Annotated in this window: 15 protein-coding genes; all 15 read left to right on the top strand. The window is 49.7% G+C overall.

Annotation, left to right across the window (positions count from 1 at the left end):
* The first annotated feature begins 2 nt into the window (after window positions 1-2).
* Entirely contained in the window at window positions 3-893 is an 891-nt protein-coding gene (locus MUG84_RS07385) for an ABC transporter permease (protein WP_244722658.1), read from the top strand.
* A gap of 51 nt (window positions 894-944) precedes the next feature.
* Window positions 945-1,847: a carbohydrate ABC transporter permease gene (locus tag MUG84_RS07380; protein WP_244722657.1), complete on the top strand. Its 903-nt coding sequence runs from the start codon at window positions 945-947 to the stop codon at window positions 1,845-1,847.
* 11 nt (window positions 1,848-1,858) lie between these two features.
* Window positions 1,859-3,076, top strand: coding sequence for a sialidase family protein (locus tag MUG84_RS07375; RefSeq protein ID WP_244722656.1), 1,218 nt, complete (start codon window positions 1,859-1,861; stop codon window positions 3,074-3,076).
* Between the two features lie 21 nt (window positions 3,077-3,097).
* On the top strand, window positions 3,098-3,274 hold the full coding sequence (locus MUG84_RS07370) for a LamG domain-containing protein (protein WP_244722653.1): 177 nt from the start codon (window positions 3,098-3,100) through the stop codon (window positions 3,272-3,274).
* Between the two features lie 21 nt (window positions 3,275-3,295).
* On the top strand, window positions 3,296-4,963 hold the full coding sequence (locus tag MUG84_RS07365; protein ID WP_244722649.1) for a ribulokinase: 1,668 nt from the start codon (window positions 3,296-3,298) through the stop codon (window positions 4,961-4,963).
* A 6-nt stretch (window positions 4,964-4,969) separates the two neighbouring features.
* The gene (locus MUG84_RS07360; RefSeq protein ID WP_244722645.1) at window positions 4,970-7,060 is read left to right on the top strand and encodes a beta-galactosidase; all 2,091 of its coding nucleotides are present in this window, start codon (window positions 4,970-4,972) and stop codon (window positions 7,058-7,060) included.
* A gap of 948 nt (window positions 7,061-8,008) precedes the next feature.
* A complete protein-coding gene (rbsK, locus tag MUG84_RS07355; protein WP_244722642.1) occupies window positions 8,009-9,970 on the top strand; it encodes a ribokinase in 1,962 nt (653 codons plus the stop codon).
* Window positions 9,971-9,991: 21 nt separating this feature from the next.
* Window positions 9,992-11,368: an acyclic terpene utilization AtuA family protein gene (locus MUG84_RS07350; RefSeq protein WP_244722639.1), complete on the top strand. Its 1,377-nt coding sequence runs from the start codon at window positions 9,992-9,994 to the stop codon at window positions 11,366-11,368.
* Window positions 11,365-11,676, top strand: a complete 312-nt coding sequence (locus MUG84_RS07345) for a DUF4387 domain-containing protein (RefSeq protein ID WP_244722635.1) — start codon at window positions 11,365-11,367, stop codon at window positions 11,674-11,676. Before MUG84_RS07350 ends, MUG84_RS07345 begins: the two co-directional genes overlap by 4 nt.
* Window positions 11,673-12,602: an ABC transporter permease gene (locus MUG84_RS07340; RefSeq protein ID WP_244722618.1), complete on the top strand. Its 930-nt coding sequence runs from the start codon at window positions 11,673-11,675 to the stop codon at window positions 12,600-12,602. Before MUG84_RS07345 ends, MUG84_RS07340 begins: the two co-directional genes overlap by 4 nt.
* A gap of 13 nt (window positions 12,603-12,615) precedes the next feature.
* A complete protein-coding gene (locus tag MUG84_RS07335; protein ID WP_244722615.1) occupies window positions 12,616-13,500 on the top strand; it encodes a carbohydrate ABC transporter permease in 885 nt (294 codons plus the stop codon).
* Between the two features lie 42 nt (window positions 13,501-13,542).
* Entirely contained in the window at window positions 13,543-14,997 is a 1,455-nt protein-coding gene (locus MUG84_RS07330; RefSeq protein WP_244723366.1) for an extracellular solute-binding protein, read from the top strand.
* A gap of 93 nt (window positions 14,998-15,090) precedes the next feature.
* Window positions 15,091-16,263, top strand: a complete 1,173-nt coding sequence (locus MUG84_RS07325) for an ADP-ribosylglycohydrolase family protein (protein WP_244722612.1) — start codon at window positions 15,091-15,093, stop codon at window positions 16,261-16,263.
* A 5-nt stretch (window positions 16,264-16,268) separates the two neighbouring features.
* A complete protein-coding gene (locus MUG84_RS07320) occupies window positions 16,269-18,377 on the top strand; it encodes an ADP-ribosylglycohydrolase family protein (protein WP_244722599.1) in 2,109 nt (702 codons plus the stop codon).
* 29 nt (window positions 18,378-18,406) lie between these two features.
* Complete coding sequence (rbsK, locus tag MUG84_RS07315) at window positions 18,407-19,297, top strand: ribokinase (RefSeq protein WP_244722595.1); 891 nt, start codon at window positions 18,407-18,409, stop codon at window positions 19,295-19,297.
* Window positions 19,298-19,353 lie beyond the last annotated feature (56 nt).

Genomic DNA, 19,353 nt, shown 5'->3' with positions numbered 1-19,353 from the left:
GCGTGAAACAAAATATCGGGCTTTACTTTTTAGTTCTTCCCGCACTGATTTACGTCATCATGTTTGATTATGTGCCTTTGTACGGCGTGCTGATTGCGTTTGAGAATTTCAAGCCGATCAAGGGGATATGGGGAAGCGACTGGGTAGGATTATACCATTTTGCACGGTTTGTACATTTGGATGTATTCTGGGTGCTGATCAAAAATACGTTATCTTTAAGTCTTTACTCGCTTATTGCGGGTTTTCCGATACCCATCATCCTTGCTTTGGCGCTTAACAGCGTGACGAGCAAGAAATTCAAAAAGGTCGTGCAGACCGTAACGTATGCTCCTCATTTCATTTCTACGGTTATTTTGGTAGGGATGCTGAATGTCTTTCTTTCCCCTAGATTGGGCGTTGTCAGCCAGTTGCTCAATTCCATCGGTTTGACTAAAGGGCCTTTGATGACATTGACCAACCCGGACGCCTTCAGCCATTTATACGTCTGGTCGGGAATCTGGCAGGGTATGGGATGGGGAAGCATCATTTACCTGGCTGCGTTATCGGGGGTTGATCCTTCTCTGCATGAAGCGGCGAAGGTCGATGGAGCTACCAAATTCCAGCAGGCATGGTATATTGATTTGCCATCGATCATGCCAACCATCGTAACGTTATTGATCCTCAGCTGCGGCAATATACTCGGTGTCGGATTCGAGAAAGCTTTTCTGATGCAGAATTCCCTGAATTTAAGCACCTCCGAAGTGATATCGACTTATGTCTACAAGAGTGGATTACTTCAATCCCAGTTCAGTTTCTCTGCGGCGGTCGGGCTGTTTAATTCGGTTATCAATTTGGTACTGCTGTTGACTGTCAACAAATTAGCCAAGAAATTAGGCCAAAATGGAATTTTCTAAGCAGGATGGTTTTGACGGTTTGGCTACGCAAAAACTTGTAGGAGGGAAAGAATGAAGAACGGCGTGCGCAGAAGCAAGGCGGATGTCGTCTACGACACCGTAAACATTGCCTTTCTGACCCTGTTATTAATGATCGTGTTATACCCACTGTATTTTGTCGTCATCGCATCTTTTAGCGACCCTTCCGCGGTCGGAACAGGCAAGGTGATTTTATTTCCGAAAGGATTTAACTTAAACGGTTATGACCTGATATTTAAATACAAGCAGTTATGGATCGGTTACCGGAACACCGTTCTTTATACGATTGGGGGGACCGCGCTCAGCGTCTCCCTTACCTTGATGACCGCTTATGCGTTCTCGCGCAAGGACATGGTGGGGCGAGGGTTTATCGTCATGCTGTTCATTATTCCGATGTTCATTCATGGCGGATTGATCCCAACCTATTTGCTTGTACGGAAATTGCATATGATCGATAATCCGCTGACCGTTATCATCCTTGGGTGCGTCAGTATGTGGAATATTATCATCACTCGTACTTTTTTTCAATCGACCATTCCGCAAGAGTTATTTGAAGCCGCGAAGATAGACGGGTGCGGAAACATCGGCTATTTCTTCAAAGTGGTACTTCCGCTCTCTAAAGCAATCATTGCCGTACTTGTTGTGTTCTCGGCCGTAGGGCAATGGAATTCATTCTTCAATGCCTTGATTTACTTAAACGACAGAAATTTAATACCGCTGCAATTAGTGCTGAGGGAAATTTTGAGCAGTCAAACGCAAATGATGCAGCAGCTCGAACTTGGCATTGGAGATCAGGACATGGCTCAGAAAACGTTTTTGGCTGAATCCGTCAAATACGGCATTATTATCGTCTCGAGCCTTCCAATCCTTTGTATTTATCCGTTTGCCCAAAAGTATTTTGTTAAAGGCGTCATGATTGGTTCGTTAAAAGGCTAGGAGGCAGATTAATGAGAACGCTTGCAGATGAGTTTATCAAAATCTATGAATCCAGCGATCCCGCATCGATCTTCTGTTATAGCCCTGGCATAGCCAGGCTTGCCTCGGGACGACTCGTGGTTACGATGGACATCGGCGGACCAGGCGTGCATGGGCCATGCGGGAAAATATTCACGTCTGATGACCGAGGGAAATCATGGACCCACAGGGGAGACTTTCCGTTTGTCCATGCCCGGCCTTTTGTCGCCGGCCGTTCGTTGTATGTATTGGGACACGATGGAGACCTCATGGTTATACGCTCTGATAATGAAGGAGAAGACTGGACCGAACCGGCGGTCCTTACAAGAGGCGAACAATGGCATCAAGCGCCGTGCAACGTTCATTATGCGAATGAATCGGTATATTTGGTGATGGAGAAACATCTTTATCACAAGATTGAGGTATGGGGGGTCGGCGAATTGGCACCGATTCTTATGCGCGGCAGGACCGACGCAGATCTGACCAGGACCGAAAATTGGACGTTCGCCTCGGAACTTGCCTTCTGCGATGCCGTTCCTGCAGAGAAGCTGAATTACTTCGGCGTTCCGTTCTTTCATGCCGATCCGCAGCGGTACATCGATATTGCACCTGGCCGAGGCTGCGCTCCTGCAGGATGGCTTGAGACCAACGTGGTTCAATTCACCGATCCGGATCATTATTGGCATGATCCGCGCGGACGGACGTTCCATCTGTGGATGCGGACCCATACGGGCGGAAGCGGCTATGCCGCGATCGCCAAAGTCGTCGAGCAGGATGACGGCTCGATGATAACAATGCTTGAGAACGTCCCTTCCGGCAAGCAGGTTGTATTCGTACCTTGCCCGGGGGGACAAATGAAATTCCACATGATCTATGACGAAGTGTCCCGGCTATATTGGTTGCTTAGCACACAGCCAACGGACAGTATGACCAGAGCGGAACGATTGCCCGCTGACCGTTACAATCTTCCCAACAATGAGAGATCACGGCTACAACTTCATTATTCCAGAAACTGTATCGATTGGTGCTTTGCAGGCCTTGTTGCGGCTGGACCTTCGGCTAGACATTCCCGTCATTATGCCTCGATGGTTGTTGACGGGGAGGATCTGCATATCCTCAGCCGATCAGGCGATGAGCAGGCATTCAGCGCCCATAACGGCAATTTCATTTCCTTTCATACCGTCGCCAACTTTCGTGAACTTGTGTATTAAACCGGCAGCACATTTAAATACGTGTCCCAGGAGGACCGCATCGGGGGGAACCCTGGCGGCGGCAGCAACTTTATTGGAAAAATGGATGAATTGAAGATCTATCGCAAAGCGTTAACGCAATCAGAAATCGATGGTTTGTATGATAGTGTGAAACGCGGAAGGCACAGCAGCACCGGGGAAACCGGTGCTGTTTATTGACAAGGGGAAGGAGGAGGCGTGGTGAAACGAAGGTATTCGATCGGCATCGATTTCGGTACAGAGTCGGGAAGAGCATTGCTGGTCGACCTCACTAACGGTGAGGAAGTGGCTACTCATGTAACCGTATATTCGCATGGCGTTATCGGCGAGAAACTTCCTGGGAGTGGTCAAAAGCTGGGAACCGATTGGGCACTGCAGCATCCGGGGGATTATATGGAGGTACTGCGGCGATCGGTGTCGGAAGTGCTGCGTACTGCAAGCGTAAACATGGAGGATGTCGTCGGTATCGGCGTCGACTTTACGGCATGTACGATGATGCCTCTGGATTCCACGGGAACACCGCTTTGTTTGAAGGCAGAATGGCGGGAAGATCCGCATAGCTGGGTTAAGCTGTGGAAGCATCATGCGGCGCAGACCGAAGCCAATCGAATGAACGAAATCGCCAAGGCACGCGGGGAAACTTTCTTACCCCGCTATGGAGGCAAGGTGTCATCGGAATGGATGATTCCAAAAATATGGCAGATTTTAAATGAGGCTCCCCATATATATGAAGCGGCCGACATGTTTATGGAAGCAGCGGATTGGATCGTCATGCAGATGACAGGCGAGCAGATACGCAACAGTTGCGCAGCGGGTTACAAAGCATTATGGAATAAACGGGAAGGTTACCCTTCGCGCGGTTTCCTCCAGTCACTTGACCCGGCAATGGCGGATTTGGCAGAGACCAAGCTGCGCGGCACCATTGCCCCTCTTGGTTCTAAGGCTGGAGGCTTGAGCTGGGAAATGGCGGGGGTGATGGGCTTGTGCCCGGGCACGGCTGTTGCCGTAGGAAATATCGATGCCCATGCGATGGTCCCTGCTTGCGGTGTTGTAACCCCCGGCAAACTGGTCATGGCTATGGGGACTTCGACTTGCCATTTGATGCTGAGCGATAAAGAAGTGCATGCAGAAGGAATCAGCGGCGTTGTTGAAGACGGCATTGTGGCTGGTTTGTACGGATATGAAGCAGGACAGGCGGCAGTAGGGGACATTTTTGCCTGGTACGTAGATCATGCTGTTCCAGCGTATATAAAGCAAGCAGCGACAGAAGCAGGGATCACGGTTTATGAGTGGCTAGAGCGGGAAGCTTCAGCTTATTTGCCGGGACAAAGCGGGTTAATTGCTCTTGATTGGTGGAACGGCAATCGCTCCGTGCTTGCCGATGCCGACTTGTCAGGGCTGCTGTTAGGCTGCACGTTACAGACGAAGCCTGAGGAAATTTATCGGGCGCTGATAGAGGCGACTGCGTTCGGCACTCGCAAAATTATCGAAGCCTTTACTGACAGCGGCATTGACGTCGATGAGTTATACGCCTGCGGTGGACTGCCGCAGCGAAATCGTTTATTGATGCAGATCTATGCCGACGTAACCGGAAGGGAAATCAAGATCGCAGATTCTGTGCAAACCGCTGCATTAGGGGCAGCAATGTTCGGGGCCGTTGCGGCTGGTTCGGAAGAGGGCGGTTATGATTCGATCGTGGATGCGGCCGCCAAGATGGCGCAACTGCGCAAGGAAACCTTTAAGCCGAATCCCGCCCATGCTGCCATCTATGACGAGTTATATAAACAATACTCGGAGCTGCAAGATATTTTTGGCCGTGGAGGCAGCCAGGTCATGAAAAAGTTAAAAGAGATTAAAGTAAAAGGATGATTCAATATGGCGACTTCTCACCTACCGGTTACAAAAATTGCTCATATGCTTCATGGTGCGGACTATAATCCGGAACAGTGGCTGCAATATCCGGACATACTGCATGAAGATATCCGATTAATGAAACATGCCGTCTGTAATGTCATGTCTGTAGGAATTTTCTCCTGGTCCAGTTTAGAACCGGAAGAAGGTGTATTTACGTTCGAATGGATGGATCGGCTGCTGGACAGCTTTGCAGAGAACGGCATCTATGCTTTCCTTGCCACACCGAGCGGGGCACGACCGGCTTGGATGTCCTCCAAATATCCGGAGGTACTACGTGTGGAGGCCAACCGTGTCCGTAATTTGCATGGATTCCGGCATAATCACTGCTTTACCTCGCCGGTTTACCGCGAAAAAACAGCGATCATCAACCGAAAGCTGGCAGAACGCTACGGTGCCCATCCTGCTGTGATCGGTTGGCATATCTCCAATGAATTCGGGGGAGAATGCCACTGCGCGTATTGCCAGAACGCATTCCGGAACTGGCTCAAGCAGAAATACGGTTCACTTGATGCACTGAACCATGCATGGTGGACAACATTCTGGAGTCATACATATACGGATTGGCTGCAGATTGAATCTCCGGCTCCACATGGTGAAACGCAAGTTCACGGGCTTGTGCTGGATTGGAGACGCTTCGTGACCGATCAAACCCTTGATTTCTACAAGCATGAAATTAAGCCGCTTAAAGAACTGGCCCCTCATCTTCCCGTGACGACCAATTTTATGGAAGCCTTCGAAGGTCTCAATTATTGGAAGTTCGCCGATGTGATCGACTTCGTTTGCTGGGATTCATATCCAACCTGGCACGGGACTAAAGACGAACATGACCTGGCGGCATGGGTCGGGCTTAACCATGACATGTTCCGTTCCATCAAGGGCGGAAAACCTTTCTTACTAATGGAAAGCACGCCTAGCCAGACTAACTGGCAGCCGGTCAGCAAACTGAAACGACCTGGTATGCACATGCTTTCTTCCATGCAGGCCGTTGCGCATGGATCGGATTCGGTGCAATATTTTCAGTGGCGGAAAAGCAGGGGGTCTAGCGAAAAATTCCATGGCGCAGTGATCGATCATGCCGGACATGAGCATACCCGTGTTTTCCGGGACGTATCAGAGGTGGGTCAAGTGCTGGCGCAGCTGGATGACATTGTCGGAACGACGGTTCACCCGCAGGTTGCCATTATTTTTGACACTGAGAACCGATGGGCCGTTAAGCAGGCTCAAGGTCCGCGCAATATCGGCGTGAATTATGAAGAAACGGTAAGAATGCACTATAAGCCGTTCTGGGACATGGGTATTCCTGTAAATGTGATTGATATGGACTGTGATTTTTCGCCTTATAAGCTTCTTATCGCTCCGATGCTTTATATGGTCCGCCCTGGCGTGGGAGAGCGGATAGAACGTTTTATCGAAAACGGCGGAATATTCGTGTCCACCTATTGGTCTAGCATCGTCGATGAAAACGACTTATGTTTCCTTGGCGGATTTCCGGGACCGCTTCGCAAAGCGCTTGGCATATGGTCGGAGGAACTGGAGGGGCTTCATGACCGTGATGCCAATACCATCCGGATAACAAGTGGCTCCATATCAGGTTTGAAGGGGGAGTTCGAAGTCCGCGAAATGTGCGATCTTATCCATCTGGAGACCGCAGAGGCGATTGCCGAATATGGACATGATTTCTATGCTGGCCGGCCTGCTTTAACCGTGAACCGTCTCGGCAAAGGAAGGGCCTATTATCTTGCAGCTCGGGCTGAAAAACCATTTTATCATGACTTCTACCGTAGTCTGGCTGCACAGGAAGGAATCTCGCGAGTTCTTGATACGGAGCTGCCACAAGGTGTAACTGTTCAACTTCGTACAGATGGCGTACAGGATTTCGTATTCGTGCTCAATTTTACTGACCGTCACCAAATAGTTCAGCTGGATGGGCATGAGTACACATATGTACTGGGTGATGTAGCTGCTCATCAGTCCATTGAGCTTCAAGCATATGGGGTAGTTATACTCAAGCGCCAGAAGACGGAATACGGAATACGGTCCATGCTCCAATGAATGACGCCACAAAAAAATGAACGTACAAATCGATCCCCTTAAAGTCGCTCCTGGTGAAAGAATCGCACGTTCCTCGTTATGAGATCCGGCCAACATGCAGAAAGACTGAACCTTAAACTCTCGTTTTAACGGACAGCCCGCTAAAAGAAACCGGACCTACGACATCGGCTCGGTTTTCACTGCGATGCGGAAGACAGCTCTGGGGTATATCGCCCAGAGCTATTTCTTATTTCGTATCATTTTTTCTCAACTCGATCAATGAGTATATTCAACGATTTATGCTTGTTTTCTAGCTCGAGTTTAAAGAATATTCCAGTGTCAACGACTTTAAAAAACCTACCGTCCCCTTCAAATTCAAGAGATAATTCGTTTCCGTACTTTTTGTAACCTTTAATACGCGGTAGTAATCTACAGTCTCATTTCCGATAAGAAGAGGTGAATTGTTTAAAATGTCAGTCAGTGCCTTTTGATCCTCTGTGTTATCAATGATGCCACTAGTCTTTTCATCGGATTCACTCGAATTTATACAAAGAAAATGATTGACACGGCATATTTTTCATGCTAATTTGGTGTCACGAAATCATTTTACTAAAATAGTTTCGCCACCACTTTTCCAACAATTCGACAACTCAGCTCAGATTTACTTACCTCGCCTTAGACATACTGGCCATCAAAGCAACAAATTCACTTCACGACAAAACTCACCATCGAGACAAGACAAAACTCACTTCTTCTTAGACAACTTCCCACCAAGAAAAGACTAACTCATCTCTCAAACATCACATCTTTAGAACAAGACACGCAGGCAGGATGACTTTAAGAATCTAATAAGGCTCATCGGTTAGATTTCAAGACTACACCGGTTGAGCCGTTCATCGCAAATCATTTTACAGGAATCAATTTGACATTATGAGATTGATTTACAGTTGAATAAAAAGAGGTCGTAGGATGGATAAATGGTATAGTCCTTCAGAATCTTCGGGTTCAAGCACCGTAACGATCAAAGATATAGCGAGACTTGCAGGGGTGTCAATTGCAACCGTTTCCAAAGTGCTGAACAACAAGGATCAGGATATCAGCGAAGAGACGAGGGCCAAGATTAACAAGGTGATCAGCGACTACAACTATATCCCGTACCGTAAAGTCGTCAAGCGGATGGGGGCGAAAAGCGACACGATCGGACTTGTGATTTCATCGGGCGAGGTTGCCGGTAAGGAGTGGATCCGGGGAGCTGAAGCTGCGGCATATCAAGAAGAAATGAGTCTGATTGTATGCCATACGGATGGTCTCGAGTCAAAGGAGAAACGTTATTTTAAAATGCTCCGGGACCGCAATGCGGAAGGTATCGTGTTTGTGCCGAATTCGGGTTCGGGGCGTAAACAGGAAACGCCGATGGCCTTGGCCGGAGAGGATTGGCCGATCGTGGTTGTGGATCATCAAGAAGGTGGGCCGGACGCGCAGCATCTGGTGCTCGATTTTGAGCAGGGGATGTATATGGCTGTTCAGTGTTTGGCCGAGCAAGGGCACGAGCGGATCGGTTTTATTGGCGGTCCTTTAGATCATGCGCCCGAGCTTGCCAAGTTCGAAGGGTATAAAAAGGCGCTGTATGAAAACCACATCAACTTCGATAAAAGTCTTATTTTTGAAAGCGCATCCGGCAGCGAGAAGTCAGGTGGATACGAAGGTGCCAAGCAGCTTTTGTCCATGGGGGCGACAGCGATCGCAACCGGCAGCGACGTAATCGCATGCGGTGTCTATGCGGCGGCGGCCGAGCAAGCGATTCGGATTCCGGAGGCGCTTTCGGTTATCGGTTTTGGCGATTCGGATATCTGCAAGCTAGTCATTCCGACGCTCAGCTCGGTGCAGTTCCCGTTTTATAAAAGCGGTTTTGCGGCGGTGATGGCCTTGCTTGACCAAATCCGGAACCAGGAAAAGGGAAAGAAGCAGGTGTTCCAGCCTTCGATCATTTTTCGTGACAGCGTGGCTGCACCGCTTCATATCGATCTGACGCCAAAAGAGAAAATCTCCATTGTAGGCAGCTTGAATATGGACATCATCATGCGGGTACCGCATATCCCGAAGGTAGGGGAGACGATATTGGCTCAGGATGTCAAAAACGCTGCCGGCGGTAAGGGGGCGAATCAGGCGGTCGGCGCGGGCAAGCTGGGGGGAAAGGTGTACATGATCGGCAGGGTTGGAAACGACCTGTACGGCCGGGAGCTGTACAATAGCTTGATCAAAAACGGCGTGGATGCAAGCGGGGTTATCTTCGACGAGCTGCTGCCGACGGGGAATGCCTATATCCACGTGTCCGACAAAGGGGAAAACAACATCGTCGTGAACCCCGGGGCCAATTCCAGATTAAGCCGGGAGCAAGTGCAAAGCGTGGAATGGATTTTTGACGAGGTGTCGTACTGTCTGGTGCAGATGGAGATTCCGGCGGACACGATCCATTATGTGGCGAGTATCTGCAAACGCAAAAACGTCAAACTCATCATCAAACCCGCACCTGCGCATAATTTCAATTTCGACAACTTTGAGGAAGGTTTCCTGATCGTTCCCAATGAAACTGAGCTGGCGTTGATGCTACCGGGCGGGCAAAACATTGAGGAAAAAGCGTATCAACTGCTGAACATGAACTATCAAAACGTCATTGTGACGCTGGGTGAAAAAGGCTGCCTGCTTGTCAATGCGGATACGAAGCAGTACTTCGATGCAGCGGATTTTCAGGCGGTGGATACAACGGCGGCGAGCGATTCCTTTATCAGCGGACTGATTGTGGCGTTGGCGGAAGGCAAGGACTTGATCGAAGCCATCCGTTACGGTTCCCTGGCGGCAGGCATTACCGTCAGCAGGGAAGGAGCGCAGCCGTCGTTGCCCGATCAAGATACGATGCGGATATACATGTAAATGCATAATAGGGAGGCACAGATGAACATGGAGGAATACAAAGTTTTAGCACCGTGCGGCATGCTCGGGTATGGATTTCCGAAAGCTTCATTTCAGAAAGGCATGGAGCATAAACCGGACGCCATAGTCGTTGATGCCGGATCGACGGATGCCGGACCGCATAAGCTGGGTGCAGGGACGGCCATCGTCAGTAGACAGGCCTGCAAAAAAGATCTAGAGCTGATGATTACGGCCGGAGCCGCTGCCGGGATCCCGGTAATTATCGGCTCAGCTGGCGGCAGCGGCGCCCGGATTCATGTGGAATGGACGCAGTCGATCGTGATGGAAATCGTGAAAGAGCATGGGCTTAGCGATTTGAACATCGCGATCATCTGGGCGGATATTCCCCATGAGGCGGTGAAGGCCAGTCTGGCGGCCGGCCAATGCGAGCCGCTGAATATGACGGTTAAGCCACTTACGGAGGAAAGGCTTGAAGCGACAACCCGCATTGTGGCTCAAATGGGCCATGAGCCGATCGTCAAAGCGCTGGAGGCTGGGGCTGACATCATTATTTGCGGACGGGCCTATGATCCGTCGCCGTTTGCGGCGGCAGCCATCCATAACGGTTTTGATACGGCCTTATCCTATCATCTCGGGAAAATCCTCGAATGTGCAGCGTTATGTGCCGATCCCGGAACGACCAAGGACTCTATGCTCGGCATTTTGAAGAAAGATTCCTTTATCGTCAAGCCGCTGAACGACAAGCGGAAATGTACGACCATCTCGGTAGCGGCGCACACGTTCTACGAAAAGGATCATCCGTATTTGCTGCATGGACCGGGATTGATACTCGATCTAGAGAAATGCACATTCACGGAACACGGAGACGGCAGTGTCGAAGTTCGGGGCAGTAGAGTCCATGAAACGCCGATCTATAAAATCAAGCTCGAAGGGGCGGCGAGAACCGCTTACCGCACGTTTGTCGTCGCCGGCGTCCGCGATCCTCTGCTGATTACGAGAATCGAAGAAGTGGAGGAACTCGTCAAGCAGCAGGTCCAAGAGTATTTCGATGATATTTCTGAAAACGATTACCAGATTCGTTTTATCAATTACGGCTTAAACGGCGTCATGGGACAGCTTGAACCTACACCGACGCCAGGCCATGAGCTAGGAATCGTGATCGATGTCGTGGCGAAAACCCAGGAGCTGGCCGATATGATCTGCAGCTCGGCCCGTTCCACCTTCCTGCATTACGGTTACGAGGGACGGAAAGCAACGGCGGGAAATCTCGCTTTTCCGTTTGCCCCGAGCGATGTGCCGTTTGGTGCCGTCTATGAATTTTCCGTTTATCATTTGATGGAAACCCGTGATGCGCTTGAAATGTTCACCTGCGAATTCATTCAGGGGGGATCGAGATGAAGTTATACGATGCTGCCGCCGTGCTGCGCAGCAAAAACAGCGGCCCTTTCGAAATCACGGTAGATACCCTGTTTGACAATGCCGTAACGTACAACAAGATCAAACAGTCCGGGGTCATCAACAAAGAAACGATTTCCGAGCTGTACAATATTGCGCCTGAGGAGATTACGCAAATCGTTTTTTTCGATCAAGCCTTGGGGTTTAAAGTTACCTTTGCCCGTGGCGTGTCTTCCGGTTCATTCCTGGACCGCGACGTTTATGGAGCGCAGCAGCATGCGCCGCTAATGGAGCTGGAGGTGGAGGTATGAGCAGGGTGAGAACGCTGCCCGCTGACCCAAGGCCTTCCAAGCTCAAGCAAATCCGGGCCGATAAAATCCTGTATCTGATGCTGCTGCCGGCCATCGTATTTTATACCCTTTTTCATATTTGGCCGATTTATGAGATGAAGCTTGCTTTTTACGATTACCGTATTATTGGTGACGATGCTTTTGTTGGCTTCAAGCATTTCAAGGAGCTGTTTAATACGCCTATTTTCACCCAGGTTATCGTGAATACGCTGGTCATCAGCGCGATGAAGATGTTTTTGCTGTTCCCGCTTCCGATTTTATTCGCCCTGGCTCTGAATGAGTTTATGAACGGCGGTTTCCGGAAAACGGTTCAGGTCGTATCCTATCTTCCACACTTTCTTTCCTGGGTTGTCATCGCCGGTGTATGGTATGAATTTTTGTCGCCTTCGACCGGAGCCATTAACCAAATTCTGACGTTTTTCGGATTCCAGCCTCATGATTTTCTGACAGAGAAGAGCAGCATCCGCTGGGTGCTTGTTGCGAGTGAAGCATGGCGCAGCATGGGATGGGATTCCATCATTTATTTGGCGGCGATCATTGGCATCAGCCCTACGCTGTATGAAGCGGCGCGCGTGGATGGCGCCGGACGCTGGCATATCGTGACTCGGATTGTTCTGCCGCATCTGTTTATTCCAATGGTAACGATTTTTATCTTGAATATCGGCTTTATCATGAACGCGGGACTGGATCAAATCCTGAACTTTACGAACGATTCCGTCGCCAGTCACATCGATATTATCGATACCTTCGTGTATCGCATGGGTCTCTTGAACGGCCAATATTCCTTGGCTACCGCCGCGAATTTGTTCAAGAGCGTCATCGGCGTGATTTTGGTTCTGTCCACTCATTTCTTATCGAAAAAAATGACCGGCAAAGGCGCTTGGTAGGGGAGGTAATCAAGTGGTAGGTAAAAAATTCACGCTGCCCAAGCTGGCTATCGGACTGGTGCTCAGTTTGATTACGCTGGTGATGTTTATCCCGGTTATCAATATTTTCGCCAGAGCCTTTTCCCATCCTGACAAGGTGCATGAGTTGACCGGACTTGGCGTCATTCCAAAAGGATTCTCGCTGATTAACTTCCAGGTGGTGCTGAGCAACCCGATTGTCGGACAAGCCATTGGCAATTCGCTGTTTATTACGATCGTCGGCACCTGCTTCAGTCTGTTTCTTACTACGATTACCGCCTATGTGCTGACCCGAAAAAATCTAGTCGGCAAAACGCCGATCATGATTTTTCTGATCATCATTATGATTTTTGAACCCGGTTACGTGCAGGAATATTTCGTTATGAAGGATCTGCATCTGCTCGACAGCCTGTGGTCTATGGTCTTGTACCGGATGATCAACGTATTTTATCTCGTCATTATGATGCGTTTTATCGAGGAAATTCCGGAATCATTAATGGAAGCCGCCAAAATCGACGGAGCAGGGCATTTGCGCGTATTTGTCCGAATCGTGCTGCCCTTGTCCCGGATACCGCTGCTTACCATCGGCATGTTTTATGCCATTGCCAAATGGAATGAGTTTTTCAAATCGAGCATTTTCCTGTCCAGTCCAAACAAGACGGTGCTGCAGGTGCTGCTAAGACAATTTGTCGTCGAGCGGGACACCTCAACCCTTGTGGGGATTACAGAGCTGCTCAAGAACAGCAATGTGGCGCAGCTGGATTTCAATGCATTAAAAGCGGCTACCATCGTGGTCGCCATGGTTCCGATTCTTTTGCTGTATCCCATTATTCTCAAGTACTATACCAGCGGAGTGATGGAAGGCGGCGTCAAAGAATAATAGATAGGCTATTAAAAAGGGGAGGTTGAAGTCGTGAAAAAAATGTTGGTCATGGTTATGGCGGTACTTATGATTCTTACGACGGCTTGCGGTTCAGGAGGAAAAGAAACCGCGGCAGAGACGCCGGGAAGCTCAGATTCGGGAAATGGGGAACCGGTTACAATCAGCATTGTTTATAAAGATATGACTGCGGACGATCCATGGATCAAAGCCGTTGAAGAGGGGATGAAGGCGGAAGGCAAAAACGTAAAGCTGGAATTCGTTCCCGTGCAAAGCGGTACGTACTCCGAGAAATTGGGACTCCTGCTGCAAAGCGGCACAATTCCGGATTTGATCTACTTCCAGGGCGGCGATTACCAGTTTGCTATCACACAGAAGATTTTGGAGGATCTGACGCCGTACATTGAAAAATCGACTTATGTGAAGGCGGCGATGGACCCTTACAATCAGGAGCGTACCAAAAATTATCCGTACCTGGTATGGTTGTCGCCGACAACAACCAAGGTACCGGTCGTACGCCAGGACTTTTTCATTAAAACGTCTTCTGGCAAGACGCTTCTGGAAAATCCGAGCATTGATAACTACTACAATTTCTTCAAAGAAGCGAAAGAGAAAAACGGCGCCAAGTTTGCTTACACGGTACCTGGGGATCTGGACGAGTTGGATGCCGTATTCGCCCAGGCGTTTGGCCTCACCTCAACCTGGCTTAAGGGAGATGACGGCAAATACGTATTTGGCAGAACGACGAAATTCGAAAAAGACAAATTGGAATTTTATGCGAAGCTGTATAAAGAAGGGCTGCTTGATCCGGAGTTTCTGACCAAGAAATGGGATACGAAGGAAAAAGCGTTTTATGACGGACAAGCGGCCGTGATCGCTGGAACGCAGGGCAAAGTTATCGACATGTATAACAGCAAATCGGTTTCGCAGAACGGAAAAGACGCTACCGTGATGCCGCTGCCGCCGGCTAAAGGTGTAGGTGAAGGTTACCTTCCGATCGATGTCAGCAAAGAAAGCCGCGGCATCGCAATTTCCAGCGTGTCCAAGAACAAAGACATGGCCTTTGCCGTCTTGGAATTTCTGGCCAGTCCAAAAGGACAAATGCTGGAGAAGCTGGGGATTGAAGGCGAGCATTACAACATTGAAAACGACAAAATCAAATTTACGGATAAATACGCCGAGTGGTATGCACGTTTCGTAGGCAACAACGTAAGCTTCAAGCCGGACCATGAATTCGACCCATCGACGCCATTCCTGTCCGAAGCGGCTACGAAATCGCTGGACCTGGTAGCGTCCAAATCGACCAAGGATAACGCATTTATTATTCCGGAAGATATGCAGGCCAAATCTGACGCGGCAATGTCCGTATACAAAGAATTTGCTGCGAATGTGGTGACAGGCAAAATATCCATCGACAAGTTTGACCAATTCGTTCAGGACTGGAACGCTGCGGGCGGTGGTGATTTGACCGCCAAAGCGAATGAAATCATCAAATAATTGAACTGTCAGGCGCGGGGCTTAGGCTGGCGAAGAGCCATATAAAGCCCCCGCCAAATTTCTGCATTTTTCGTATAAAGGAGTGAAAGCCAGGTGATTTCTTTTGCAGACCGGGTCAAAGGCGTCGTTTTCGGAACCGCATATGGCGATGCGATGGGCGCGGTTGTTGAGAAGCTGACATACAAGGACATTCAAGAGAAATATGGCAGAGTAGAAACCACGCAGCAGAGGTGGTGGAAGTCGGAACTTCCGGAAACAACGAGACTCGGGCGTATGAGAGGGTTTGGCATCGTCACCGACGATACGCTCATGACGCTGGCACTCATGAAGGTATACGATACGGAAAAGCGCCATTTGGACGCATATGATCTGGCTAATGAATTCGTGAAGGAAATTGCCTTCCGGCCGCGTTATATTCCAGAGTTCGGCAAGGAAGCCCTCATTATAGACAGGCTGTTTTATCCCGAAAAACATATATTTACCCGGCATGTACTGGCGAACTGCGAACCGCGCGAAGGCGGATACGGCAATATGGTCAACTGCGGGGCGGCGATGTATATTGCACCGGTGGGCATCGTCAATGCCTGCAATCCGAAAGCGGCCTATGACGAAGCGATTTTATTCGCATCCGGACATCAGGTCAGCTATGGGCTGGAAGCGGCAGCGGTCATGGCCTGCTGTGTGGCCAAAGCGTTCGAGCCGGGAGTCACGGTGGAGGAGATCGTGGAGACGGCGCTGGTATATGCGAAAGATGGCACGAAAGAGGCGATAACCGATATATGCGCGGCCGCCAAAGTTCTTCGTCCTATGAAACAGGACCGCGATACGGTCGTACGGTATTTCCATGAAATGATCAAGAAATATTCTCCCATGGGAGATGACGTCAACCGCAGTATCGACAAGGTCGGCATCCCTTCGAATCACTATACGCCAAGCCGGCTGTTTGCGATTGAAGAGCTGCCGCTGGCGTTAGCCTATATCGTATTGCATGAAGGAGATTTGACGGAGGCGGTTAAGGATGGCGTCAGTTCGGGAAGGGATACCGATTCCATCGGGGTCATGATCGGCGCGATTCTGGGCGCGATGCATGGCGTACAGGCGATACCGGCCGATGAAATCCGGGCCATTGAAGAAATCAACAAGCAGGAGATCGACAAGCAGTGCGGCATTTTTACGGAAACGGCCGCCTCTATGATCCGTAAGGATCTGAAAGAACAGGAAGCACGTAGGGAATATATGAACAATATTCAATTAGGTGGTGCATAACAGCGATGATTCCTTCTAATTATGTAGAAAAAGTGTACGCCGGTTATTTGGGTATGAATGTGGGCATCCGTCTGGGGGCTCCGGTGGAACCGACTCACTGGACGTATGAAAGAATATATCAAACGTACGGCGATATTAAGGACTATGTCAAACCGTTCAAAAATTTTGCGGCGGATGATGACGCCAATGGACCGTATTATTTTCTGAGAGCGTTGTATGATGATGCGAAAGACCGAGACATCACGCCAAATGATGTGGCGCGTGCTTGGCTTAACTATTCCCGGGAAGGCATCGGGATGTTCTGGTGGGGCGGATATGGCGTAAGTACGGAACATACCGTATACATCAATTTGAAGCATGGCATTCCAGCGCCGCAGTCCGGCTCCATTCCGCAAAACGGATTAATCGTAGCAGAGCAGATCGGAGGTCAGATTTTTATCGATACATGGGGACTGATCACCCCTGGGAACCCGAAAAAGGCGGCTGATCTGGGCGAGGCGGCAGCCCGGGTTTCCCATGACGGGGAAGGTGTGCTGGGGGCACGGTTTTTCTGTGCGGCGATATCCAAAGCATTTGAAACAAGTAATATCAAAGAGATCATTGCGGAAGGACTAGCGCAAATTCCGGCGGAATCTACGTATTCGAAAGTGGCGCATGCCGTGCTGGATTTCCATAAAGAACATCCGGATGATTTTCGTGCCTGCCGGGAAATGCTGGAGCGCGATTGGGGCTACGACAAATATACAGGCGTATGCCATATCATTCCGAACGCAGGTGTTTGCGTGCTTGCTATGATTTATGGGCAAGGTGATTTCAACCGGACTGTTGAAATTGCGACAATGTGCAGTTGGGATACGGACTGCAATGCCGGGAACGTAGGAACGGTTCTGGGCGTAGCGTGCGGTCTGGACGGAATTGCGGACCATTACCGCCAGCCGATTAATGATTCGATCGTTATGTCGGGCATTTCTGGTTTTTTGAACATTCTCGATATCCCGACATACGCCAAAGAGCTTTCCATTCTCGGATACCGCATTGCAAAGGAGCCATGCCCGCAGTGGTTGACGGACAGTTATAAGGAAGATGAGATCTACTTTGATTTTGAACTGCCGGGCTCAACGCATAATATCCGGGTTTCGGATCCATTTCTCTGCCTGGTGAAGCATTCCGAGGAGATGGCCTATCAGGGCAAGGGCTCGCTTGAGATCGTTTTTGACCGGATGGCACGCCCTCAGAATGCCAAAGTGTATTACAAACCCTTTTACACAAGGGATGAATTTAATGACGAACGTTATTCGCCGACGTTTGCACCCAAAGCATATCCGGGACAAAAGGTCTCTATGCAGGTTTACCTGGATCAATGGTCCGGCAACGAAGCGATGGGCATTGCTCCGTATATCCGGCTCGCTACAAGCAAAAAGGAGCTGGTACAGGGATATATCAAGCTCGTTGACAAGGAATGGTTGCATGTCGAATTTACGATACCGGATGCCGAAGGCGAACTGATCGATGAAGTCGGGATCGTGCTCGAAGCCTATTCGCCGGCCAAGTTCAAAAGCATGGGGCGCATTTTTATTGATGAGTTCCGCATCAGCGGCCCATCGGAATACCATATCGATTTTGCTAAACAGCAGATCAATTTTGGATGCGTAACGCCATTTTCGCATAATCATGGGGCATGGTCGCTGGAGCAGGATGCGATGTATCTGATGACGGCCGATCCGGCTGAGGCTTATACAGGGAATTATTTTGCCAAAGATTATTCGGTATCGATCCGGGTCAATCCGCAGTATGGTTTCTCGCATTTGGTTGCCGTCCGGGCGCAGGGCGCGATGCGCGGGTATCATGCCGGCCTGGACGAAGACGGTGAGGTGTCCCTGTATATCAACAATTTCGGTTATAAAAAGCTGGCTGGGAGCAAGTTCGTCTGGGAGCTGGATCGCGAGTATGATGTGAGGGTAACGGCGCAGGGTTCCACAATTACGCTCGCAATCGATGGCGAAGAATTGATCAAGCATCAAGACGACACATTTGCTTACGGTATGTACGGCGTCACCACCTTGGGCGCAGCAAGAACGTATTTCCGCGATATTCGGTTGACAGAGCGAGTATAACATCCAAAAAATCTGAATCGAGGATATATATGAAAATTATTGTGATAGGCAGTGCAAATATGGATATGGTGATGGAGACTAGCCGTATTCCAAATAGAGGAGAAACAATGCACGGGGAGAAATTCTTTTTGTCATCTGGTGGCAAGGGAGCCAATCAGGCGGTAGCGTGCGCCAAAATGGGCACGGATACCTGGCTGCTAGGTAAAGTGGGAGATGATCTGTTTGGCAAGTCGCTGGTTGAAAGCTTGACCGGCTATGGCGTAAAATCCGATTTTATCGCGATTGAACCTGACACCACCTCTGGTGTTGCCGTGATTACCGTCTGTGAAGGGGATAATGCGATCATTCTCGACGGTGGGGCCAATAAGAAGGTGACGCCTGCGTATATCCGGCAATTTGAGGTAGATCTGTTGTCGGCCGATGCGGTGCTGCTTCAGCTGGAGATTCCGCTCGAATCCGTTTATGAAGCCGTTCGGCTGGTGAAAGGCAAGGTTCCGTTTTTTCTGAATCCTGCTCCAGCGATGCCGATCGACGAAGATATTCTACAGGGATTGGATTACTTTGTACCGAATGAGCATGAAGTTGCGTTTTACACGGGGCGCGAGATTCATGACGTTGCTGACGCTTTGGCTGCGCTGGATCTGCTGCGGGCGAAGGGCATCCGCTATCCGCTGATCACGCTTGGGGACAAAGGGGTCGCGTATTATAACGGCACCTGCAATGTCCATAAAGAAGGACGCAAGGTGAATGTCGTCGATACAACGGCAGCTGGCGACACGTTTGCGGGCACGCTGGCCGCCATGATTTGCTCGGGTAAAGGAATGGACGAAGCGGTGGATTTGGCCCAGCAGGCTGCATCCATTGCGGTTACGCGTTCAGGTGCGCAGCCTTCGATTCCAGCGATTAGTGAGTTGTCGTAAGCAGCTGCAAGAGATATTTGAGCCGTCTTTCCATTCGGGAAGGCGGCTTATTTTTT

The sequence above is a fragment of the Paenibacillus mangrovi genome, from assembly GCF_022898935.1.
Lineage (GTDB): Bacteria > Bacillota > Bacilli > Paenibacillales > Paenibacillaceae > Paenibacillus_AQ > Paenibacillus_AQ mangrovi.
The sequence above is the reverse complement of the archived record's forward strand: the minus strand, read 5'-3'. Positions and strand labels throughout refer to the sequence as shown.